At 67.3% G+C, this 23,018-nt stretch carries 18 protein-coding genes and 1 pseudogene; 7 read left to right on the forward strand and 12 right to left on the reverse strand.

Annotation, left to right across the window (positions count from 1 at the left end):
- Nucleotides 1-17: 17 nt before the first annotated feature.
- From AC3WLE_RS07440 to zwf, 5 genes are read right to left on the reverse strand one after another with little or no spacing between them, the layout of a single operon-like run.
- Nucleotides 18-1,346 carry a sensor histidine kinase gene (locus AC3WLE_RS07440; protein WP_492319392.1) on the reverse strand — a complete coding sequence of 443 codons (1,329 nt, stop codon included), beginning with the start codon at nt 1,344-1,346 and terminating at the stop codon, nt 18-20.
- A complete protein-coding gene (locus AC3WLE_RS07445) occupies nt 1,346-2,059 on the reverse strand; it encodes a response regulator (protein WP_492319391.1) in 714 nt (237 codons plus the stop codon). The genes AC3WLE_RS07440 and AC3WLE_RS07445 overlap by 1 nt, the downstream gene beginning before the upstream one ends.
- 2 nt (nt 2,060-2,061) lie before the next feature.
- Nucleotides 2,062-3,075 carry a glucokinase gene (glk, locus tag AC3WLE_RS07450; RefSeq protein WP_492357463.1) on the reverse strand — a complete coding sequence of 338 codons (1,014 nt, stop codon included), beginning with the start codon at nt 3,073-3,075 and terminating at the stop codon, nt 2,062-2,064.
- Between the two features lie 35 nt (nt 3,076-3,110).
- Nucleotides 3,111-3,791 carry a 6-phosphogluconolactonase gene (gene pgl, locus AC3WLE_RS07455; protein ID WP_492357464.1) on the reverse strand — a complete coding sequence of 227 codons (681 nt, stop codon included), beginning with the start codon at nt 3,789-3,791 and terminating at the stop codon, nt 3,111-3,113.
- Between the two features lie 34 nt (nt 3,792-3,825).
- Nucleotides 3,826-5,283, reverse strand: coding sequence for a glucose-6-phosphate dehydrogenase (zwf, locus tag AC3WLE_RS07460; protein WP_492353217.1), 1,458 nt, complete (start codon nt 5,281-5,283; stop codon nt 3,826-3,828).
- 226 nt (nt 5,284-5,509) lie between these two features.
- On the opposite strand from zwf, the gene edd reads away from it, so the two are divergent.
- Complete coding sequence (gene edd / locus AC3WLE_RS07465) at nt 5,510-7,366, forward strand: phosphogluconate dehydratase (protein ID WP_492357465.1); 1,857 nt, start codon at nt 5,510-5,512, stop codon at nt 7,364-7,366.
- Here edd and AC3WLE_RS07470 read toward each other — a convergent pair.
- Together AC3WLE_RS07470 and AC3WLE_RS07475 are read right to left on the reverse strand one after the other, a co-directional pair.
- Entirely contained in the window at nt 7,363-8,301 is a 939-nt protein-coding gene (locus AC3WLE_RS07470) for a mechanosensitive ion channel family protein (RefSeq protein ID WP_058697703.1), read from the reverse strand. The genes edd and AC3WLE_RS07470 overlap by 4 nt on opposite strands.
- Before the next feature lie 464 nt (nt 8,302-8,765).
- Nucleotides 8,766-10,013, reverse strand: a complete 1,248-nt coding sequence (locus tag AC3WLE_RS07475; protein WP_492319386.1) for an MFS transporter — start codon at nt 10,011-10,013, stop codon at nt 8,766-8,768.
- Nucleotides 10,014-10,364: 351 nt separating this feature from the next.
- Here AC3WLE_RS07475 and AC3WLE_RS07480 point away from each other — a divergent pair, with 351 nt between their 5' ends.
- Together AC3WLE_RS07480 and AC3WLE_RS07485 are read left to right on the forward strand one after the other, a co-directional pair.
- Complete coding sequence (locus tag AC3WLE_RS07480) at nt 10,365-12,533, forward strand: TonB-dependent receptor family protein (protein WP_492319385.1); 2,169 nt, start codon at nt 10,365-10,367, stop codon at nt 12,531-12,533.
- A gap of 177 nt (nt 12,534-12,710) precedes the next feature.
- Nucleotides 12,711-13,115: pseudogene (locus AC3WLE_RS07485) on the forward strand (IS3 family transposase); the annotation flags it as partial.
- 70 nt (nt 13,116-13,185) lie between these two features.
- On the opposite strand, the gene AC3WLE_RS07490 reads toward AC3WLE_RS07485, so the two are convergent.
- Complete coding sequence (locus AC3WLE_RS07490; protein WP_035819145.1) at nt 13,186-14,787, reverse strand: peptide chain release factor 3; 1,602 nt, start codon at nt 14,785-14,787, stop codon at nt 13,186-13,188.
- A gap of 173 nt (nt 14,788-14,960) precedes the next feature.
- Complete coding sequence (locus AC3WLE_RS07495; RefSeq protein WP_492319383.1) at nt 14,961-16,034, reverse strand: YihY/virulence factor BrkB family protein; 1,074 nt, start codon at nt 16,032-16,034, stop codon at nt 14,961-14,963.
- Between the two features lie 102 nt (nt 16,035-16,136).
- On the opposite strand from AC3WLE_RS07495, the gene AC3WLE_RS07500 reads away from it, so the two are divergent.
- From AC3WLE_RS07500 to AC3WLE_RS07510, 3 genes are all read left to right on the forward strand, one after another.
- The gene (locus tag AC3WLE_RS07500; RefSeq protein WP_492319382.1) at nt 16,137-16,331 is read left to right on the forward strand and encodes a hypothetical protein; all 195 of its coding nucleotides are present in this window, start codon (nt 16,137-16,139) and stop codon (nt 16,329-16,331) included.
- Nucleotides 16,332-16,750: 419 nt separating this feature from the next.
- Entirely contained in the window at nt 16,751-16,975 is a 225-nt protein-coding gene (locus AC3WLE_RS07505; RefSeq protein ID WP_231881471.1) for a hypothetical protein, read from the forward strand.
- Between the two features lie 146 nt (nt 16,976-17,121).
- Nucleotides 17,122-17,511, forward strand: a complete 390-nt coding sequence (locus AC3WLE_RS07510; RefSeq protein WP_492357466.1) for a hypothetical protein — start codon at nt 17,122-17,124, stop codon at nt 17,509-17,511.
- Nucleotides 17,512-17,624: 113 nt separating this feature from the next.
- Here AC3WLE_RS07510 and AC3WLE_RS07515 read toward each other — a convergent pair whose 3' ends face one another.
- From AC3WLE_RS07515 to AC3WLE_RS07525, 3 genes are all read right to left on the reverse strand, one after another.
- Entirely contained in the window at nt 17,625-18,992 is a 1,368-nt protein-coding gene (locus tag AC3WLE_RS07515; RefSeq protein WP_492319380.1) for a sigma-54 dependent transcriptional regulator, read from the reverse strand.
- A 125-nt stretch (nt 18,993-19,117) separates the two neighbouring features.
- Nucleotides 19,118-19,588: a hypothetical protein gene (locus AC3WLE_RS07520; protein WP_492319379.1), complete on the reverse strand. Its 471-nt coding sequence runs from the start codon at nt 19,586-19,588 to the stop codon at nt 19,118-19,120.
- 710 nt (nt 19,589-20,298) lie between these two features.
- Nucleotides 20,299-21,675, reverse strand: coding sequence for an NCS2 family permease (locus AC3WLE_RS07525; RefSeq protein ID WP_492319378.1), 1,377 nt, complete (start codon nt 21,673-21,675; stop codon nt 20,299-20,301).
- A 417-nt stretch (nt 21,676-22,092) separates the two neighbouring features.
- Between AC3WLE_RS07525 and AC3WLE_RS07530 the strand changes: the two genes are divergently transcribed.
- Nucleotides 22,093-22,296, forward strand: a complete 204-nt coding sequence (locus tag AC3WLE_RS07530; RefSeq protein WP_010811149.1) for a cold-shock protein — start codon at nt 22,093-22,095, stop codon at nt 22,294-22,296.
- Nucleotides 22,297-23,018: the final 722 nt, after the last annotated feature.

The raw sequence follows: 23,018 nt of genomic DNA on the forward strand, positions 1-23,018 counted from the left end.
CAACCTGCAGCTAAGACCTACCCGGCGCCAAACACCACCCTAACCCGCAACCCCGGCCCCGCATCCTCCAGCACCACCCGCGCCCCATGCGACTGCGCAATCTCCGCCACGATGGCCAGCCCCAGCCCGCTGCCGCCGGTCGGCGCATCGGCCACCCGATAGAACCGGTCAAACACGCGCGTGCGCTCTTCAGCGGGGATCCCCGGCCCGTTGTCGCTGACCACCAGTTCAACGGCGCGCCCATCGGCGCTGCGACCCACCAGCACATCGATACGGCTTCCGGCAGGGATATAAGCCAGCGCGTTATCCAGCAGGTTGGTCAGCAGGATGCGCAACGCATCCACATCACCCCGCACCACCGCCGGCGATGAGTCCTTGGTGCCGTCCAGCCCAAGATCGATATTGCGATCCAGCGCGGCCTGCGCCATGTCCGCGACCACGCTTGCGGCCAGTTGGTGCAGCTCCACCGGTTCGTGCCGGGGCATGGCTGCGCCCGGCTCCTGCCGTGCCAGCGTCAACAGCTGGGTGACCAGGTGGGTCAGCCGCTCCAGCCCCTGGCGCAGCTTGCCGATGGCTTCGTCACGCGCTGCGCCGTTCTCAGCCCGCTCCACCAGCTGTGCCTGCAGCTGCAGCGCTGCCAGCGGCGTGCGCAGGGCGTGCGCGGCGTCGGCGACGAAGGCGCGCTGGGTGTCGATGGCGTGCGAGAGCCGTGCCAGCAGCTGGTTCAGCGCCGCGCTCAGCGGAGCGATCTCGTCCGGCATCTGGCGCACGGCCAGTGGCGCCAGCGTGTTGGCGTCGCGCGCGCGCACCTCGGTGGCGATTTCGCGCAGCGGGCGCAGGCCGCGCCCCACCGCCATCCACACCAGCCAGCCCAGCAGCGGCAACAACAGCAACAGCGGCGCCACGGTGCGCAGCGCCATGCGCGCGGCCAGCGTGCGCCGTGCGCTCATCGGCTGCGCGATCTGCACCACGGTGGGCCCGAGCTGCATGCTGTACAGGCGCCATTCGCCCTGCTGCGTAGTCACGTTGGAAAAGCCCAGCTCCGCGCGCGCGGGCAGCGCCGGGTGCGAATGCGACAGGTACAGGCTGCGGCCGGAGCCGTCCCAGATGTGGATGACCACATCCTCGTCGGCGTGCGTCAGGTCGCCGGGCGAGCCCAGAAAAGGCGGCGCCACCGGGTCGGCAAACTGGCTGGGCAATGCCGCGGCCATCTGCTTCATCTGGTAGTCGAACAGCGCATTGGCTTCCTGCCGTGCCTGCCCGTAGATCAGCGCCGTGGCGACGGCGATGCCGGCAAGCAGGCCCGCGGCCAGCCACCACAGCAGGGTTCGCTGGATGGAGCGCATCAGGGGGTGTCTCCTTCGCCCGCGGATGCTGCATCCCCATCGAGGCGCGGCACCACATAGCCCACGCCGCGGATATTGCGGATCAGCGCCGCGCCGAACTTCTTGCGCAGCGCGTGGATATAGACCTCGACGGTATTGCTGCCGACTTCGTCGTCCCAGCCGTACAGCCGCTCCTGCAGCTGCGGCACCGACCAGACCTTGCCGGGCCGCGCCATCAGCGCGGACAGCAGCGCGAACTCGCGCGCCGACAGCCGCACCGGCTCGCCGTGGTGGGTGGCCTCGCGGGTAGTGGGGTTGAGCACGATGTCACCGTAGCTGACCAGCGGTTCCGCCCGGCCGGCAGCGCGGCGCGCCAGCGCGTGCATGCGCGCCGCCAGTTCCTGCAGGTCAAAGGGCTTGACCAGGTAATCATCGGCGCCGGCATTGAGCCCCGCGACACGGTCCGCGACGGCATCGCGCGCGGTCAGGATCAGCACCGGCGTCGGCACGCCGCGCGCGCGCAAGCTGCGCAGCACGTCGAGGCCCGGGCGCCGCGGCAGGCCGAGGTCGAGCAGGATCAGGTCATAGCATGCCTGGCCGTGCTGCGCGGTGCTGGCCGCCGCCAGGCCCGCGTCGCCGTCGCGCACCCAGTCGACGGTAAAGCCATCCTGGCGCAGCGCCAGCTTGACGCTGTCGCCGATCATGGCGTCGTCTTCCACCAGCAACACGCGCATGGCTATGCGTTCCGGCCGCGGCCGTCGAGCTGCTCGGCCAGTGCGCGCGCCAGTCCCGGCAGCGCGGGGTGGCTGGCGGTGATGACGTGGACCGGCACGGCCTCCAGCCAGCCGCGCATGCGGCCCTTGGCGACAAAGCGCTCGGCAAAGGCCGAGGCCTGCAGCGCCGGCACGAAGCGCGGCAGGATGCCGCCGCCCAGGTAGACCCCGCCACGCGCGCCCAGCACCAGGGCGATGTCGGCCGCAACCGAGCCGAGCAGGCCGAAGAACACCGCCATGGCGCGCTGGCACAGCGGGTCGTGGCGCTCGAAGGCGCCGGTGGTGACCTGCTCCGGCAGCAGCGGCGCGAGCAAAAGCGTACCCGTTTCTGCGGCCAGCGCGGCATGGATATGCGACAGGCCGCTGCCGCACAGGAGCCGCTCCGCCGACACCCGGCCGACGTTGCGATGGGCGGCGCGCCAGGCGATCCATTCGTCGTCAGTGTCGGGCATCAGCTCGATATGGCCGCCTTCGCCGGCCAGCGCCACGGCTGCTCCGCCCGGCGCCGGCACCAGGCCGGAAACGCCCAGCCCGGTGCCCGGCCCGACCAGCGCGAGCGGCGCGGTGCGCACCGCGGTGCCGGCACGCACGGGCACCAGCCCGTCGGCAGGCAGGTGCGGCAGGGCCAGCGCCAGCGCGGTGAAGTCGTTGATGGCCACCAGCGTCTGCAGCCCGAGCGCGCGCCGCATGCCGTCGATCGAGAACGACCAGTTGTGGTTGGTGAGCCGGACCTGGTCGCCGGTCACCGGGTTGGCCAGGCCGATCGCCGCGTGGCGCGGCACCGGCTTGCCCGACGCGGCAAGTCCGTCGAGGTATTGGCGCAGGGCCGCCTCGAGCGACGGGAAATCGGCCACCTTCAGCGCGGTCACCGGGCCGATCCGCATTGGCGCGGTTTCCAGTGCAAAGCGCACGTTGGTGCCGCCCACATCGCCGAGCAGGCGGGGGAAGTCAGCGCAGGAGGATGCAGTGGTGGCCATGGCGTCGGGTATCGCTCCGCTTGGGAATCAGTCTGTCAGGTCTTGAACACGTCAAGCCCGTGCCGGTGCCGTGACAGCACCAGGCTGACCGGCAACGACGGCGCAGGTCCCTGCAACGCGCGTTCGAGCACCTCGGCCTTGGCCGCGCCCGACACTGACAGGAACACGCGCTCGGCGGCCAGCAGCGCCGCCAGGTTGAGCGTGATGCGGGCATGCGGCGCGGCTGACGGGTGCGTGATCACGTAACCGGGCTGCGGCTCGCTCAGCGCGCCCTGCAGTTCGGGCGCATCCGGGAACAGCGAGGCGGTATGGCCGTCCTCGCCCATGCCCAGCACCACCACGTCGGGCTGGCGGAATGCGCTGTTGGCCCGCGCCACCGCCTGTGCCGGCGCGGCAACGTCCTGCGCATCGGCAATCAGCGGTACGAAGGCGGCGCTGGCAGCGGCCTCGCGCAGCAGGTGCGCGCGCACCAGGGCGGCGTTGCTGTCCGCGTGCTCGGGCGGCACCACGCGCTCGTCGACCAGCGTGATGGTCACCGCTTTCCAGCGCACGTGCCGGTGGCGCAGCCGCTCGAACATCGCCACGGGCGAGCGTCCGCCCGAGACCGCCAGCACCGCCCAGCCCTTGACGCGGATGGCCAGCTCCAGCGCATTGCCGATGGAGATGGCCAGCGCCTCGGCCTGGTCCATCGGGGTGGGATGTTCAAACACGCGCATGATGGTTTCCTTTGCGATTCTGCGGGCGCATGGCTCAGGCTTCCTCGTGCCACAGCCCGCCGTCGCGCGACATCAGCGCCGACGACGCGGCCGGTCCCCAGGTGCCGGCGGTATAGGGCTTGGGCGGCACGGTGCTGGCCTCCCAGGTGTCGATGATGGGTTCGACCCAGCGCCAGGCCTGCACTTGTTCATCGCGGCGCACGAACAGGCCCAGCCGGCCGCGGATCACGTCGAGCAGCAGCCGTTCGTAGGCGCCGGCGCGGCGCACCTTGAACGAGTTGGCAAAGTCCAGGTCGAGCGAGGTCGGCGTCAGCTCCAGCGTGTCGCCAGGCTGCTTGACCAGGCAGTACAGGCGGATGCTCTCTTCCGGCTGCAGCTGGATCACCAGCCGGTTCTGCGGCGACAGCGTCAGCGGCCGCGGGAAGATCGCGTGCGGCACGTCGCGGAAATGGATCACGATCTCGGCCACGCGGGACTGCATGCGCTTGCCGGTGCGCAGGTAGAACGGCACCCCTTCCCAGCGCCAGTTGGCGATCTCGGCCTTGATCGCGACAAAGGTCTCGGTGCGGCTGTCGGGCGCGATGCCCGCTTCCTCCAGGTAGCCCGGCACCGGCTTGCCGCCGATGGCACCGGAGCGGTACTGGCCGCGCACGGTCTTCTCGGCCACGTCCTGCGGCGTGATCGGCTTGAGCGCCTTCAGGATCTTGATCTTCTCGTCGCGGATGGCATCTTCGCTGAGGCTGGCCGGCGGCTCCATCGCCACCATGCACAAGAGCTGCAGCAAATGGTTCTGCACCATGTCGCGCAGCGCGCCGGTGCGGTCGTAGAAGTCGCCGCGCGTTTCCACGCCGAGTTCTTCGGCGATGGTGATCTGCACGTCCTGCACCCACTCGCGCCGCCACAGCGGCTCGAACAGAGCGTTGCCGAAGCGGATCGCCATCAGATTCTGCACCGACTCCTTGCCGAGGTAATGGTCGATGCGGTAGATCTGCTCTTCGGCGAAGAACTTCGCCACTGCCGAGTTGATCGCCTCGTTGGATTCGAGGTCATGCCCCAGTGGTTTTTCCAGCACGATGCGCACGTTGGGCGCCTGGCGCGTGTTCAGGCCGGTGCGTGCCAGCTGCTCGCAGATCGACACGAACAGGTGCGGCGCGGTGGCGAGATAGCACACCACCACGTCAGGCTTGCGCGCCAGCACCTGCTCCGCGAGCGTATCGAAATGCGCAGGCACGCGTGCGTCGGCCTGCACGTAGACAATGCGCGCACAGAACTTGTCCCATGACTCGGGCGGCGCATGGGCCAGCCCGGGGCGCACGGTCTGCTCCAGCGAGGCGAGGTAGTCCGCGGTCGAGAGCGGCTGGCTGCCGGTGGCAAGGATGCGTGCGGCCGGGTGCAACAGGCCGGCGTGGTGGGCATCGAACAGGGACGGCAGCAGCTTGCGCCGCGCCAGGTCGCCGGTGCCGCCGAACAGCACCATGTCGAAATCAGGCATGCTCACCCTGGACTCCTTTAGCGATTTGAAGACCCGCCATGGAAGGCGCGCGTTGTGGCCAGTTTACGTGACTCGCCAGCGCTTGGCGAGGCGCAGGCCGCGGCACTTGCGTGGCAAAGGCATGACCGGAGCGCGAAGCGTACCCGTTTCTGCGTGCGCTGCGCAGTGGATCGTGCGGTACGCGGCAAAGTGCGCTAGGCTGAAAGCTCCCCCGCAGGAGAACCCCATGCCACGTCATCCAGTGCTCGAGCGGGTCACCGCCCGCATCGTCTCCCGCAGCGCCGCCTCGCGCCAGGCGTACCTTGACCGCACCCGCGCCATGGCCGGGCAGAAGGTCGAACGCGCGCAGCTTTCCTGTACCAACCTGGCCCATGCGGTGGCTGCCATGCCGGACGCCGCGAAGATCCGGCTGAAGGCCGACGAGCGGCCAAACCTGGCGATCGTCTCGGCCTACAACGACATGCTGTCGGCGCACCAGCCGCTGGCGGCTTTCCCCCAGTGGCTCAAGGAAGCGGCGCTCGAGGCCGGCGGCACCGCGCAGTTTGCCGGCGGCACGCCCGCGATGTGCGACGGCGTCACGCAGGGCCAGGACGGCATGGACCTGTCGCTGTTCTCGCGCGATGTGATTGCGCTGGCCACGGCGGTGGCGCTGTCGCACCAGATGTTCGATGCCGCGCTGTACCTGGGCGTGTGCGACAAGATCGTGCCCGGGCTGGTGATGGGCGCGCTGTCGTTCGGCCACCTGCCGGCCGTGTTCGTGCCGGGCGGTCCGATGACCACCGGCATCAGCAACGACGAAAAGGCGCACACGCGCCAGCTCTACGCCGAAGGCAAGATCGGCCGCAAGGAGCTGCTCGAGGCCGAGACCCGCTCCTACCACGGCCCCGGCACCTGCACCTTCTACGGCACCGCCAATTCCAACCAGATGCTGATGGAAATGATGGGCCTGCACCTGCCGGGCACGGCCTTCGTCAACCCCAACACACCGCTGCGCGAGGCGCTCACGCGCGAGGCCGCGCGCCAGGCGCTGAAGCTGGTGCACGGCGGCGAGCGCTATACGCCGGTGGCCGAGGTGCTGGACGAGCGCGCCTTCGTCAACGGCATCGTCGGGCTGCTGGCCACCGGCGGCTCTACCAACCACACGCTGCACCTGATCGCGATGGCGCGCGTGGCCGGCATCGTGCTGGGCTGGGACGACTTTGACGAGCTCTCGGCCGTGGTGCCGCTGCTGGCGTGCGTGTACCCGAACGGCAAGGCCGACGTGAACCAGTTCCAGGCCGCAGGCGGGCTGCCCGTGGTGATCCGCGGGCTGCTGTCGCTGGGCCTGGTGCATGACGACGTGACCACCATCGTCGGCCGCGGGCTGCAGGACTACACGCGCGAACCCGTGCTGCGCGACGGCAAGCTGACCTGGATCGACGGCCCGGCCGCGCCGCTCGACGACAGCATCGTGCGCGCCGCCGACGCGCCCTTTGCGCCGGACGGCGGCATCAAGGTGCTGGACGGCAGGCTGGGCCGCGCGGTGATCAAGACCTCGGCGGTCAAGGCCGAGCACCAGGTGGTGGAGGCACCGGCGATCGTGTTCGAGCATCAGGACGATGTGCTGCACGCATTCAAGCGCGGCGAGCTGGAGCGCGACTTCGTTGCGGTGCTGCCGTGGCAGGGCCCGGCCTCGTGCGGCATGCCCGAGCTGCACAAGCTCACGCCCACGCTGACGGTGCTGCAGGACCGCGGCTTCCATGTGGCGCTGGTGACCGACGGGCGCATGTCGGGCGCTTCGGGCAAGGTGCCGGCAGCTATTCACGTCTGCCCCGAGGCGCTGCACGGGGGCGCGATCGGGCGCGTGCGCAGCGGCGACATGATGCGCGTGGATGCGCCCGCGGGCGTGCTCGAGGTGCTGGTGCCGGACGACGAATGGCAGGCGCGCGCGCCTGCCCGTCCGGACCTCAGCGCCAATCGCCACGGCGTGGGCCGCGACCTGTTCGCCACCTTCCGCCGCCATGTCAGCACCGCGGAAAGCGGCGCCTGCACGCTGTTTTCCGACGAGGGCGACGACAACAATAACGCACCTGTGCTCGGCTAGCCCAGGTGCTGCACCGGCTGGCGCGGAGCCGCGCCGGCCGGGTGCGGCGCGCTCGCCGATGGCGCGCTGTCGGCCACCTTCACCGCACCCGGCACCGAGGCGGCGCCCGGCACGTGCAATTCCTGGATCGGCACCGCCAGCTTGCTGCCGGCTTGTTCCAGCACATGCTTGATGCGCTCGTAGAACGCGAAACGCACGTTCCAGTAGTCGTCGTTCGAGGTCCAGTAGCGCACGTTCAGCGTGATGCCCTGCTGCGTGTAGTTGACCACCATGGTCTCGGGCCTGGGTTCGGCCAGCAGGCGCGGCTCGCGCGCGAGCATCGCGCGCAGCGCTTCCAGGCTGCGCTGCACATCGCTGTCGAAGGTCACCGTGGCCTCGATGTCAGCGCGCCGCGTGGCGTTCTCGCTGTAGTTGGTGATGGCGCTGCCCCACAGCTTGCCGTTAGGCACGCGCAGGCAGACGCCATCGAAGGTGGTCAGCTCAGTCATGAAGAGGCCGGTCTCGCGCACGGTGCCGGCCACCCCCTGCGCATCGATGTACTGGCCGACGCGGAACGGCCGCAGCAGCACCAGCATGATGCCGGCGGCAATGTTCTGCAGCGTGCCCTGCAGCGCCAGCCCGATGGCCAGGCCCGCGGCGCCCAGCATGGCGATGATGCTGGCGGTCTGCACCCCGAACTGCGACAGCACCAGCACGATGGTCAGCACGCGCACCATCCATTGCAGAGCGTTGGCCAGCAGCGGGCGCATGGTCTCGTCCACGTGCGTGCCGCTGAGCGCGCGCCGGGCGCCCCGGGCCACGCGGGCCGACAGCCACCAGCCGGCCATCAGGATCAGGATGGCTGCCAGGCAGTTCATTCCCTGGTTGATGGCGAACTGGACCAGGTAGGTCCAGCCCGCCTCCAGCTTGTTGGCATCGATGAAGTTCAGGTCCATGGGAGCGGCTCCGTTTGCGCTTGTTATGGAGGAGACAGGCGGTGCTGCGTACCCGTTTCTGCGTGCGGCAGCGGGCTGCCAGATCGCCCCCAGGCGCTTGGCGGGAAACTTCCCGCTTGACAGATTTCCGTACGTTGCCAGCGCGATGTCAGAGGATCACCGACAATGCCGGCACGGCAATACAGTGAAGGGGACAAGCAAGGCGGGATTTGGTTTCCGGCGATTGCGTCACGCGGTTGCGTGCAGGCGCGCCAGCCCTTGTGCAATCAGGGCTGGCGGCGGATCAGAAAAATCCGAGCGAGGGAGGAACCAGGGGCAGCCAGGCCAGGCACGGCGCGGCGGGCCAGCTGTGCGGCACAACTTTCAGCGACGAAAGTTGGCGAATAGGGGTCGGCGATAGCGCCATCCGGGCATCGACAGGGACGCAGAAACGGGTACGCTCCCTGCCCTGCCCCGGCAATTGGTCAGGCCGGATGATCGTGCAGCCGGTCGCGCGCGGCCAGCGCAGGGAAGAACCGCATCCACAGCGCCACCACCAGCAGCGTGCCGACGCCGCCCAGGATCACCGCGCCCACCGGGCCCAGCAATGCCGCGGTGACGCCGGACTCGAACTCGCCCAGCTGGTTCGAGGCGCCGATAAACACCGAATTGACGGCGCCCACGCGCCCGCGCATGTCGTCCGGGGTGTCGAGCTGGACCAGCGTGGAGCGCACCACCACGCTGATCATGTCCGAGGCGCCCAGCACCACCAGCGCCACCATCGACAACGGCAGCCAGGTCGACACGCCGAACACCACGGTAGCCACCCCGAACAGCGCCACCGCGCCGAACATGATGCGCCCGGCGCGCCGGTTCAGCGGATGGCGCGCCAGCCACAGCGCCATCACCAGTGCGCCGACTGCAGGCGACGAACGCAGCAGCCCCAGGCCCCACGGCCCGGTGTGCAGGATGTCGCGCGCGTAGATCGGAAGCAGCGCCACGGCGCCGCCCAGCAGCACCGCGAACAGGTCCAGCGAAATCGCGCCCAGCAGCACCGGGCGGCTGCGGATATAGGCAAACCCCGCAAACACCGTGCGCACGCTGACCGGCGCGGTCAGGCGCTGCGCGGCCTGGCGCAGCGTGATGCCGCTGACCAGCACGGCGGCAATGGCAAAGAGCGTGGCACTCAGCCCATAGACCACGCCCGGCCCGGCCACGTAGGCAAAGCCACCAATGGCCGGGCCGATGATGATGGCGGCCTGCCCGGCGGAACTGGCCAGCGCCACCGCGCGCGGCAACTGGCGCGGTGTCACCACGCTGGGCAGCAGCGCCTGCAGCGTGGGGGTCTCGAACGCGCGCGTGGCGCCGATCAGCGCGACAAAGACAAAGATGTGATGGCTGTCGATCCAGCCGCTCAGGCTGGCCACAGCCATGCCGGCGGCCAGCAGCGCCTCGATCGCCTGGCAGGTGCGCACGATGCGGCGCCGGTCGAAGCGGTCGGCCACGTGCCCTGACATCAGGATCAGCACCACCGACGGCAGGAACTGCACCAGCCCGACCATGCCGAGCATCAGCGGGTCGCGGGTCAGGTCATACATCTGCCAGCCTACCGCCACCGTAAAGATCTGGTAGCCAATCGTGGTGTACAGGCGTGCGAACCAGTAACGGCGGAAAACGGCGTCGCCGAAGACGCTGTCCGGCGCGGCGGCCGGGACGGTGGCAGGGGAGGACATGAATGCAGGAGGGAGGCGAAGATTGCTGTGCACCGCCCAGCGCCGCCGTGCCGTTGAGGACGCCACGCCAGGCTTTGCAGTGCACAAAGGCAAGATTCTAAAGCGCCTGCTGAATACCTGCATACAGATGCCCACACGCGCACACGGGTTCAGGGAAATGTCGGCAATTCACCTCTTTATGGTGTCCGAATGTCTGCACATTGATGCACAGAAACCACAATGCACCGGCGCCGGGTGCTGGCCGTCTCGCTTCTGAGAATCACTCGCATTTATAATCGCGGCCCATTGGCGCGGCCGCCCACGACGTCCCTCTCTGGCTTGCGGAACGCGCTGCTTTTCAGGAATCTCATCTTGCAGCCCGCTTTCCGCCTTTCCGGGGGTGCCATCGGCGCCGCCCTGCTGTTCGCCCAGCTTGCCGCCCTGCCCGCCCACGCCGCTGATCCTGCCCCAGCTGCAACACCCGCCGCCAACCCCGAAGCCACGCTGAACACCGTCACCGTGGTCGGCAACTGGCTGGAAAACGCCAACGAGGCCAAGGTGCTGGAGCATCCCGGCGCGCGTACCATCGTCGACCGCGAGACCTTCCAGGAAGCCGGCGCCAACAATGTGCGCGAGGTGCTGCGCCGCATCCCCGGCGTGCAGGTGCAGGAGAACAACGGCACCGGCGGCAGCGATGTCTCGCTCAACGTGGGCGTGCGCGGGCTGACCTCGCGCCTGTCGCCGCGCTCGACCATCCTGATGGACGGCGTGCCGCTGGCAGTGGCGCCCTACGGCCAGCCGCAGCTGTCGATGGCGCCGCTGTCGCTGGGCAACCTGGAAACCATCGATGTGGTGCGCGGCGCCGGCTCGGTGCGCTACGGCCCGCAGAACGTGGGCGGCATCATCAACTTCGTGACGCGCCCGATACCGAAGACCTTCGCGGCGGATGCGTCGGTGTCGACCGACATCTACAGCCACGGCGGCAGCGTCAAGACCAACCCGACCGCATTCATCGGCGGCACCAACGACAACGGCCTGGGCGGCGCGCTGCTGTACTCGGGCATCCATGGCAACGGCTATCGCGAGAGCAACGACCACGTCAATATCGACGACCTGATGCTCAAGGGCGCGTACCGGATCTCGAAGACCGATGAACTGAGCGCGGCCTTCCACTACTACGAGGGCAGGGCCGGCATGCCCGGCGGCCTGACTTCGGCCCAGTATGCGGCCGACCCGTTCCAGTCGGTGCGACCCTACGACAATTTCGACGGCCGCCGCAGCGACTTCAGCCTGAAGTACAGCCACAACGACAATAACCGCAAGTTCGAGGTGCTGACGTACTACACCGACAGCTTCCGCGGCAGCAACATCGAGCAGCAAGGCACCGGCACGCAGGCCAACCTGCGCCGCCTGACCGCGGCCCCGCGCAACTACCACACGTTCGCGATCGAGCCGCGCTACTCGCAGCTGTTCCGCGGCGAGAGCATGAGCCACGAGGTCAGCGTCGGCTACCGCTTCCTGCGCGAAGCCAGCGACGAGAAGGCATCGCGCACGGTGTTCTACACCCCGGGCACCATCGACCCGACCACGCTGCGTTCGCCGGTGTACCAGTCGCGCACGGGCGGCACCACCGCCAATGCGGTCTACATTGACGACACCATCAACGTCGGCAGCTGGACCATCACGCCGGGCCTGCGCTATGAGTTCATCCGATCGTACGTGACCGACAACTTCACCGGCGCTCGCAACGACGTCTCGTCCAACGAGCCGCTGCCATCGCTGGCGGTGATGTACCACGTCAGCGACCAGTGGAAGCTGTTCGCCAATGCCGGCGTCTCGTTCGGCCCGCTGCAGTACTTCCAGATCGCGCAGACCACCAACGGCCTGACGCCCGAGAAGGCCAAGACGTATGAGGTCGGCACGCACTTCAACGCCAACGGCTGGGGCGGCGAGCTGACGCTGTTCAATATCGACTTCGACGACGAGCTGCAGCTGCGCGGCGGCACCGGCGGCGCGCCGGATGCGTGGACCAACCTCGGCGCTACCACCCACCGTGGCGTGGAATCGTCGCTGCGCTATGACTTCGGCGCGCTCGACAAGTCGCTGGCCGGCCTGTCGGCATACGCGACCTACACCTTCACCGAAGCCACCTACAACCAGGGCAACTTCGCCGGGCGCGACCTGCCGTTCTATTCGCGCCACGTGGCCACCGTAGGCATGCGTTATGCGCGCAACCGCTGGGCGCTCAATGTCGATGGCTTCGCGCAGTCAAAGCAGCGTTCGCCGGGCGATCCGAGCACGTCGACCAACTACCAGACGGCGGAAAGCGCAAACGGTGCGCTGGGCGATATCCCGGGTTATGCGCTGCTGAACATGCGGCTGGGCTATGACTTCGGCAAGTCGGCGCAGAATCTGAAGGTGGCGGTTGGGGTGAAGAACGTGTTCGATAAGCGCTATTTCACGCGCTCGACCGACAACAATGCGGGCAAGTATGTGGGGATGCCGCGGACGTTCTATATCCAGGCGTCGTTGGCGTATTGAGGCGAAATCAGGGGGGTGCTCCCCTCAGGTAGCAAAACGGTCGCAACTGAACTGCACCCCATCCAATCTTTGGGGTGTTTTTCATGACGAAGTACGACGAGGCATTCAAGCGCAAGGTAGTTCAGGAGTATTTGTCTGGGGGGATTGGGATCCGGGCACTGAGTCAGAAGCATGGGATACAACGGGGAGATCATCGCTTGGCAAACCAGCGAACGACCTGACTTCGCACTGATCCAAGAGATGCTCGACAAGGCATTGCGAAGACTGCGGCCAGAGGAATCCCCTTTGCTGCACTCGGATCAGGGCTGGGCCTACCAAATGGCAGCGTACCGCCACAAACTGGCCGCACGAGGCCTGCATCAGAGCATGTCTCGCAAGGGCAATTGCCTGGACAACGCGGCCATGGAGAGCTTCTTCGGCACGCTCAAGTCAGAGTGCTTCCGGCTTGAGCGTTTCGCCGATCTCGACCAACTGCGCAAAGGCATAGCCGAATACATCCGGTACTACAATCACGACCGCATCAAGCTCAAACTAAAAGGGCTGAGCCCCGTGCAATACAGGACTCAGCCCTTGGCGGCCTAACTTACCCGTCCAACTTTACGGGGTCAGTTCAAACTGCGAGCCGTTTTGTTTTTGCAGCTTTAGTACGCGATCAAACGATCTCGCGCGTCTCCATGAACTGCAGCTCCGGGAACCGCTCCTGGGTCAGCCGCAGGTTCACCATGCTCGGCGCCAGATAGACATGGTCGCCCGCGCCATCGAGCGCCACGTTATGCCCTGCCTTGGCGATCAGCTTCTCGATCTCCGCGGGCGCGCCCTTGAGCCAGCGCGCGGTCGCGCATTCATGCGATTCGAAAATGGCATCGACGCCGTACTCATGCTCGAGCCGGTGCGCGACCACGTCGAACTGCAGGATACCGACCGCGCCCAACACCAGGTCGTTGGAGGCGAGCGGGCGGAACATCTGCGTGGCGCCCTCCTCGGCCAGCTGCTGCAAACCCTTCTGCAACTGCTTGACCTTGAGCGGGTTGTTCAGGCGCGCGCGGCGGAAGAATTCCGGCGCGAACGACGGGATGCCGGTGAACTTGAGCGGCTCGCCCTCGGTGAAGACATCGCCCAGGCGGATGGTGCCGTGGTTGGGCACACCGATGATGTCGCCGGCATAGGCTTCTTCGGTGGTGTTGCGGTCCTGCGCCATGAAGGTGATGGCGTTGTTGATCGCCACGGTCTTGCCGGCGGACACGTGCAGCAGCTTCATGCCGCGCTCGAAGCGGCCTGAGCACACGCGCACGAAGGCGATGCGGTCGCGGTGGCGCGGGTCCATATTGGCCTGGATCTTGAAGACGAAGCCGGTGAACTTGGGCTCCTGCGGCTCAACCACGCGCGAATCCGTGTTGCGCGCCAGCGGCGGCGGCGACAGCTCGCACAGCGCATCCAGCAGCGACTGCACGCCGAAGTTGTTGATGGCCGAACCAAAGTAGACCGGGGTCTGCTTGCCGTTGAGGAACGCATCCTTGTCGAAGGTGTGCGAGGCACCGCGCACCAGCTCGATCTCGATGCGCAGCTCTTCAGCCTGGCTGCCCAGGATGCGGTCCAGCTCCGGGTTATCCAGCCCGTCGAGGATCGCGGCCGTGCCCTTCTCGCCGTGCGGATCGAACAGCTGCACCTTGTCGTCGATCAGGTGGTACACGCCGCGGAAGGCCTTGCCCATGCCGATCGGCCAGGTCATCGGCGCGCACTGGATCTGCAGCACCTCCTCGATCTCGTCGAGCAGCTCGATCGGCGAACGGCCTTCGCGGTCGAGCTTGTTGATGAAGGTGAGGATGGGCGTGTCGCGCAGGCGGCAGACGTTGAGCAGCTTGATGGTCTGCGCTTCCACGCCGTTGACCGAGTCGATCACCATCACCGCGGAGTCCACCGCGGTCAGCGTGCGGTAGGTGTCTTCAGAGAAGTCCTCGTGGCCCGGGGTGTCGAGCAGGTTGACGATGTTCTCCTGCGCCTTGCCATCGGCGGTCTCCCGGCGGTAGGGGAACTGCATCACCGACGAGGTCACCGAGATACCGCGCTGCTTTTCCAGCTCCATCCAGTCCGAGGTGGCGTGGCGGTCGGCCTTGCGCGCGCGCACTTCGCCCGCGACCTGGATGGCGCCGCCGAACCACAGCAGCTTTTCGGTCAGGGTGGTCTTGCCCGCATCGGGGTGGGAGATGATGGCAAAGGTGCGTCGACGCGCAATTTCAGAAACGAGCGAGCTCACGGCAGCGGAGTTTGACTGGGAAATATTGGATGGCCCGGCGGGCGGCCGGGCCAGGGCCGGCAGCGCCCGCGGGCGATGGCGGGGCCGGGCTCTGCGGGCACGCGAAGGGAATGGGGCGCTATTTTACCGGTTTTGGGCACCGCTCCGGGTTTGTGGCGCCCAGGTTCGGCAAGTTATTCCGCCAGCTTCTCTGCCGGCTTGCCACGCAGGCTGCCGAACTGCAGCGCGTACTGACGCGTCAGTTCCGCGCCGAAAAAGAAGATCTGTGCCGAGTAATACACCCATAGCATCAGCGCCACCACCGAGCCCGCGGCACCATATGACGAGGCCACGGCGCTGTTGCCCAGGTACAGGCCGATCAGCCGCTTGCCAATCGAGAACAGCAAGGCGGTGATGACCGCGCCCATGGTGACGTCGCGCCAGGCAATGCGCGCGTTGGGCAGCATCTTGAAGATCACCGCGAACAGCGCCGTCACTACGGCAAAGGAAAAGGCTGTGGAAATCACATCGGCCACCGGCGCGAACCACGATTGCGTCCACAACTGGCCCCACAGGCGCTCAACCACGGCCAGCGCCGCATTGACGATCAGAGACACCAGCAGCATGAAGGCCAGCACCAGCACCAGGCTGAACGACAGCAGGCGCGTGCGCAGCAATTGCTGCCAGCCCGCGGTCTCGGGCACCGGCACATGCCAGATATCGTCCAGGCTGCTCTTGAGCTCGGCAAAGGCACTCGTGGCGCCCACGAACAGGATGCCCGTCGCCACCAGCGCCGCCATGCCGCTGCCGCCGGCGCGGTGCGTGGCCGCCAGGATTTCCTGGATGGCCGTGGCGCCCTGCTCGCCCACCAGGCCTTCAAGCTGCGAGAAAATCTCGCCGCGTGCGGCCTCGGCGCCGAAGAACAGGCCGGCGATCGAAATCACCAGCACCAGGATGGGCGCCAGCGAGAACAGCATGTAGAAGGAGAGCGCCGCCCCTTTGCTGGCCGCCCGATGCGCGAACCAGGAGTTGATGGCGGCGGCGACCACGCGCAGGGTGCGTGCGCCGGTATGGCGGTCCGGCAGCCAGTGCGGGCGATGCCTGCGGTGCTGTGACGCCGCGCTGCCGGCGGAAGAGGACTGGTGTTCGGTATTGTCGGTCACGGCCAGGTGCTGGCGCGATGCGCCAGGCGGATCGCGTGTGCGTTGCGCATGCCTTCGCGGCGCGGTCTGTGCGGCGAAGGCCCGTGCGTTCATCATACTGCGCATTGCGCGCTGCCCCAAGCCGGCGCACGGAGGCAACCTGCTACAGTAGGACCAGGCACACCTGCCGGCGCAACCCGTGCCTGCGCGCCGGCGCAAGGAGGCACCGTGACCTGCAACCTCCGCACGCGCCCTGCGGCCGTGCTACTGATCATCGGCATGCTGGGCTGCGTCGGCTGCGAACGCAGCCAGCCGGGCCCCAAGCCCATTTCCGGCACGGCGGCCAGCGCCACCCCGGGCGCACCCGCCACGCTCAATCCCGCCGACACACCAGCCAAGCCGGCATCGGGGCAACCACGCTGACGGCACTGCAGGCAGGCACTGACCGGGGCGTACCCGTTTCTGCGTGACGTATCGGCGGCCGGTGCAGATGTTGCCGGGCCGCTTCCGCTGCAATGCCGGTTTCAGGCGTGCAACGCGTTGCAAGTGCGCGCCTGCGGGCGTAGCGCAGCGCGTTATCCCGCACCCCGCGTACGCAACGTGCACCCGGCACCGCACCAGCGCGGCCACCACGCGCGCCGCCGCGCGCATGGCGCGTTGCAGCGGCGAAACCGATTGGTCTGCCACCGCGCTCCGGGGCCTGCCCGCACTCGCCCCGCATACCGCAAACCCGCGTGGCATAAGCCTTTGCGGCCCTTGGCACACTTGTCGCTCAGGCTGGGCAGGGGCACATGGGCCCGTGCCCATGGAATCAGCCATTGCATGCAGGAGAAAACCCAGACATGCGTCATCCGCCATCACGCATGACGGCGCGCCGGCGCTCCTACCGGCTCGCGGGTCCGCCGCCGTCGGTGGTGGACCTGCTGTCGTCGCCACTGCTGCCCCATCCGCGGGCGCGCACGCCGCCCGCCACGCCGGCCGCGCAAGGCGCTGGCTGCGCAGCGACGGCCAGGCACGGAGTTGCCAGGGCTGCCTTCCGGCGCCACGCGGGCAAGCGGCGCGCGTGACCGCAGGCGGCATCGGCAACGCAGGATGTCGCGGCAGGCTGGCGCCGCGAACGGAATGATGGCGGGTACGCGAGCCAGCGTGCCCGCGCGGATTTGGTGCTCCGTCCCCCGGCGGGCACCGTTTTTTCCACAGGGAGGCACCCGCCATGACAGCCGGAATGCTTGCCGCCACGGTGCTGGCGGTGTTCTCAACCAGCGCCGCGGCGGCAAGCTACGCCTGGTTCGACCGCCCCGAAGCGGCCAGCGCCGACAGCCACGCGGCGGTCAGCAATGATGTTTATGTGCGCGGCTTTGGCTGGGCCTGGGGGGAACTGCAGCTATCGCCGGACACGCCGTCCGGTGCCGCCGCGCCAACGCCAGGGCGGCAAGCGCGCGACAAGCCGGAGCGCGGCGCGATCGTGCCGTGGCGCCAGCATGACGAGAACGGGCCGCCGCGCCAGCCGCGCGGCAAGCTCAGCATGAACCTTGCCGCCGAGCCGATGGATGCGGCCAGCGGCGAGTCCGGGGCCAGGCAGCCCCTTGCGGTGGTGCGCTGACGTGCCGACGGGCACGAGGAAAGGCGGAGCCGGCGAGCGGACGTCGCCTGTTCCCCTTTCCTGCGGCGCCTGGGATTGCGTCCGGCCTCCGGCAACCTGCGCCGGCTTGCCGCTTACTCGCCCGCCGTCGCCTGGCTCTCCACGCGGATGTTGTGCTTGTGCATGAGCCGGTACAGCGTCACGCGCGAGACATTGAGTTCGCGCGCGGCCGGCACCACGTGAAAGCCGTGGCTGGCCATTACGGTGCGGATGGCCTCGCGCTCGGCTTCTTCGCGGATCGCGTCGAGGGTCTTGCGCGGCAGCTCCGCCCCGCCGTGCAGCTGCAGGTCTTCGGCAGTGATCTTGCGGTTGTCGGTCATCACGATGGCGCGGCGCACGCGGTTGATCAGTTCGCGCACGTTGCCCGGCCACGCGTACTGCATCATTGCCTGCGTTGCGCAGGCCGAGAACCCGCGAATGCGCCGGTGCGCCTCGTGCCCGTGCTCGGCCAGCACCGCGTTGGCCAGCTGCAGGATGTCCTCGCCGCGCTCGCGCAGCGCCGGGATGGTCAGCGTCAGCACGCACAGCCGGTGGAACAGGTCGGAACGGAAGCGCCCGTCGGCCTGTGCCGCCACCAGATCCACGTGCGTGGCCGAGATGATGCGCAGGTTCAGCGGGATCGACTGGTGCCCGCCCAGGCGGGTGATCATGCCCTGCTGCAGGAAACGCAGCAGCGCCACCTGGCTTTCCAGCGGCAGATCGCCGATCTCGTCCAGGAACAGCGTGCCGCCCTGCGCCTGCTCGATCCAGCCGATCTTGCGCTGGTTGGCGCCGGTGAACGCGCCCTTCTCATACCCGAACAGCTCGGACTGCACCAGGTGCGAGGGAATCGCACCGCAGTTGATGGCGATAAACGGTCCCTTGCGCCGGCTCGAGGCATCGTGGATCGCCTGCGCGGCGAGTTCCTTGCCGGTGCCGGACTCTCCGGAAATGAACACCGGTGCTTCGTTGTGCGCCACCTTGGCCAGCGAGCGGAACATCGCCCGCATCGCCGCGCACTCGCCGATCATGGTGCCGCGCGAGGCGGTCTCCTGCGGGCGCGCGCCGTGCAGCGACGCCATGCCCTGCGCATGCTTGAGCGTGTAGAGCAATTCAGGCATCGAGAACGGCATGCGCACGTAGTCGACGCAGTAGTCGCGGATCAGCCGGCGCGCGCGCTCCTGCGCCAGCATTTCATCGGAGGTGATGGCCACCCATGTAATGTGCAGGTACTGCAGTGCCTGTTCGAGTTGCGCGAACTCGGCATCGCTGTAGTCGGACTGCAGGTCGATCACGCCTGCCATGGGTGGGCAGGCCCGCACCACGCGTTCAAGGTCGCGAATCTGCTGGACCCGGCGGATTTCCCATCCCGCGGCTGTGCCAGACGGGTCAAAACCAAAATCTTCATGACGCGACACGACCACGATCTGTGCAGTGCGTGACGCCTTGCACAGTCGGTCCATCACGATCTCCCGGACGTTAGGCTTGTTCTTGGTTCGGGCACCCGTGTCCGCCGTCGCGGCCTGCGGCCGCGGCGGACGGTGGGGCTGAACTGGCTGCGGGCACGCACCCGCGCGCGACGTCGGTATCACGAGCTGGACAGACTGCGGAGTTGCTCATCGGGCGCGGCAAGATCGTCCGCACCCGCCTGGAGCTGAGCGCGGATACGCCGCCGCACAGCCTCCTTTTCACGCATCAACTCCAGGCGCGGCGCCTGCTGCGACTGGCCGGAGTATTGGTAGTAGAGCGTCTTGTAGGTCTGTTGGCTCAGGATCCATTCCTGCAACAGCGTGCGCTGGCGTGTCAGTTCGCCTTCGAGCAGGCGATGGCGGCGCAGCAGGTTGGCCACGGCCGCGCGTGCGCTGTCGCTGAGTTCGCTGTCGTCGGCAAGCAGGGCGGCCACCTCGGCCGTCGCGCCGTCATGGACGGTCCGCTTGCTGGGTGCTTCGCCTGCGGCTTCCCCCACGGCAGCCCAGGCATGATGGATGGCTCGGATGGAGCGGTTATTAGTCTCCCTGACAGGCCCGATAGCGGGTCGCCGGATTTCTCCTGCGGTCATGATAATCCCCGTTGAACAACATCCCCCGGCACTACACGTCTGCGGTTACCACTTGTCAGTCTTTGAACTAGTTTTTGTCTGCGTGGCGCGCGTGTTTCCCGCACGCTCCCGGATGGTGGCTATGCCGCCTTGTTGACGGTCTGGACCGAAATGTCCACCGACCGGCGAACGGCGCTCAGGCGCTCTCGGTTGGCTCCGGCATCCTGCCGCATGCACCGGAGTCAAGAAGGGGCGCCTTGCCGCGCCCCTCTTTGCCACGTCTATAGTTCAGTGCATTTAGGCCACTTTGTCCAGCCCCGCGTGGGTGACTTACAGCCAATCTCATACTTTGGTATGAGGCCGCGCGCACACTGGCCGCCGGCCTGCCACCGCCACCTTTTCGGACACATTCCGAGCAGTCGATGTCTGCATCCATGCTACGCAGAAACGGGTACGCTTTGACACCCCCGAACGGGTGATGGCAGCACCGTCACCGCGGGTGGCGCAAGCCGTGCCGCATGCCCGAGGGGTGTAGCGGACGGTCACGCAGAAACAGGTACGCCCGGCCGGTGGACCCGCTTGCGCGGCACGCAGAAACGGGTACGGCCGGCGAGTGTTGGACGGCGCCACGGCTCCCGCCCGGCATCACGATGGCAATATCATGACAGCAGCGCACCATGGAATAGGGCGGCCCAGGCCGCCCTTCCTTCATCCCATGCCGGCTGGCGCGCTCAATGCCCCGGCAGGTAGTAGAACTTGAAGATGAACACCGCCGCGATGATCCACACCATCACGGGCACGCTGCGTGCGCGGCCGGTCAGCAGCTTGAGCGCCGCGTAGCTGATAAAGCCGAACGCAACGCCGTTGGCGACCGAGTAGGTGAACGGCATGCCAAGCGCGGTCATCACCGCGGGCACGACTTCGGTGACGTCATTCCAGTCGATCTCCAGCAGCTCGCGCAACATCAGGCAGGACACATACAGCAACGCCGGCGCGGTGGCATAGGCCGGCACCGTGCCGGCCAGCGGCGCGATGAACAACGCCGCGAGGAACAGCACGGCCACCGTCACCGCCGTCAGTCCGGTGCGCCCGCCCGCCTGCACGCCGGATGCGCTTTCGATATACGCCGTGGTGGAAGACGTACCGAGGAACGAGCCCGCCATGATCGCGGTGCTGTCGGACATCAACGCCTTGTTCAGCCGGTCCATTTTCCCGGCCTTGAGCAGGCCCGCGCGGTTGGCGACGCCCATCAGCGTGCCGGTGGCGTCGAACAACTCCACCAGGAAGAACACCAGCACCACGTTGATGATGCCGATCGACAGCGCGGCGGAAATATCGAGCTTGAACAGCGTCGGGCTGAGCGACGGCGGCGCGGAGAACACGCCGTGGAAGGTATTGCCGGCAAACGCAAAGCTCAGCAGCGTGGTGAGCAGGATGCCGATCAGGATCGCACCCTTCACCCGCAAGTGGTCCAGCGCCACGATCACGAAGAAGCCGATGATCGCCAGCACCGCCGAAGGCTGGTGCAGGTCGCCGATGGTCACCAGCGTGGCCGGGCTGGCGGTGACGATGCCGGCGTTCTTCAGCGCGACAATCGCCAGGAACAGGCCGATGCCCGCGGTGATCGCCACCCGGATCGAGTGCGGAATGCCGTTGACGATCATCTCGCGCACGCGGAACAGCGTCACCAGCAGGAACAGGCAGCCGGAAATAAAGACCGCGCCGAGCGCCGCCTCCCACGCAAAGCCCATGCCCTTCACCACCGTATAGGCAAAGTACGCGTTCAGGCCCATGCCCGGCGCCATCGCGATCGGGTAGTTCGCGTAGAAGCCCATGATCAGCGTGCCGATCGCCGCGGCCAGGCAGGTGGCGACGAACACCGCGTCTTTCGGCATGCCCGCATCGCCCAGGATCGACGGGTTGACGAAGATGATGTACGCCATCGTCAGGAACGTGGTGACGCCGGCGAGGATCTCGGTGCGCACATCGGTCTGGTGTTCGCGCAGCCTGAACAGGCGCTCGATCAGCGAAGGCGCGGCCTGTGGCTTGCCGTGCGGCGGATTGGTGGTTGACGTGCCCGGCTTGGAAGCGGGTTCCGGCATCGACATGACTGGTCTCCTGATATCGTTATCTGTGCGCGGCGACAACAACGGCGCGGCCGCAGGTGGCTGGCTTCGGCCTGAAGCATCCCGCGACGCCCCGCTGGGCGGCAAGCGTACTCTGGTGCAGGTCGGCCCCGCTTCGCCACGCACAGGCGAATAAGCGATATGCAAAAGGCGTGATGATCCCACAGCGCGAACCGCTGAAGCCAGCGGCGCCACGGGGATGCTTCGGGGCGTCCCCGGCTTGACGCTTGCGGCAATCCCCCGTATAAAGCCGCCTAGATTCAAGCGACGAGGCAACAGTTCATTCGTTAGCCACCGTCTGGTACTTCGGTTGTCCATGGTGTCCTTTCCTTGAGTTTCCCGTGTCGGATGACGTTTTCGTCATGCGATGTTTTTTGTCCTTTTTCTGGAAAGCAAATCATGCAAACCGGTATCGTCAAGTGGTTCAACGACGCCAAGGGCTTCGGCTTCATCAAGCCGGACGCGGGTGGTGACGACCTCTTCGCCCATTTCTCGGAGATCCGCGCCGACGGCTTCAAGTCGCTGCAGGAAAACCAGCGCGTGCAGTTCGAAGTCAAGAATGGCCCGAAGGGCCTGCAGGCCGCGAACATCACCCCGCTGTAAGCATTGACTGCCGGCGCGCCCCGTGCGCGCCGAACAGCGCAGAACCCCGCCCGATGGCGGGGTTTTTTGTTTTCAGGCACGGATAGCGCGATTGGCGGTGCTGGCTGCGCCACCTTCATCACATCCCGGCCCCCGCTCTGTTCCCCGCCTCCCCGGTCATGCAGACCGCCAGGCGCTCCGGCTCCAGCCCCCACCTGCCATGCCGCCGCCAGCCAGCACCTCTGGCCTTGCGCACGGCACGCTTTCCTGCACACCACCCAGCCTTGCGCTCCACGCAGAATCAGGTACGCCCTGCTGCGCCGCACTAGGTCAGCCGCGGCCCGTGAGCCTCGCAGAAATGGGTACGGTCTGTCTGGCAGGCCAGCTCGCGCTGGGCAGCGCGCACGCAGAAACAGGTACGCCCTGCAGCTGCTGTGGTCTTTCCAGGCGCCTTATGGCACGAAGAAATGGGTACGCCCCATATTTTTTTCGAATTCGATTCGGCCGATGCCAGCGATTTTCCGGCCCACATTCCTCCTACATATCCACAAGACCGGGCCGGACCGACGACGCAGAAACGGGTACGGCGGATGTTGCAATGCAATAACCATCTGAAGCCCTGAGGCTGCCGGCACCTCACGCAGAAACAGGTACGCCCACGGGCGCAGGCGCACCACTCAACGCCACGCAGAAACGGGTACGCCACCGACATGCAAGGCCGCTGGCTACCCGGCCGCGCTGCG

The sequence above is a fragment of the Cupriavidus sp. FW306-1B-F12B genome (assembly GCF_058781795.1).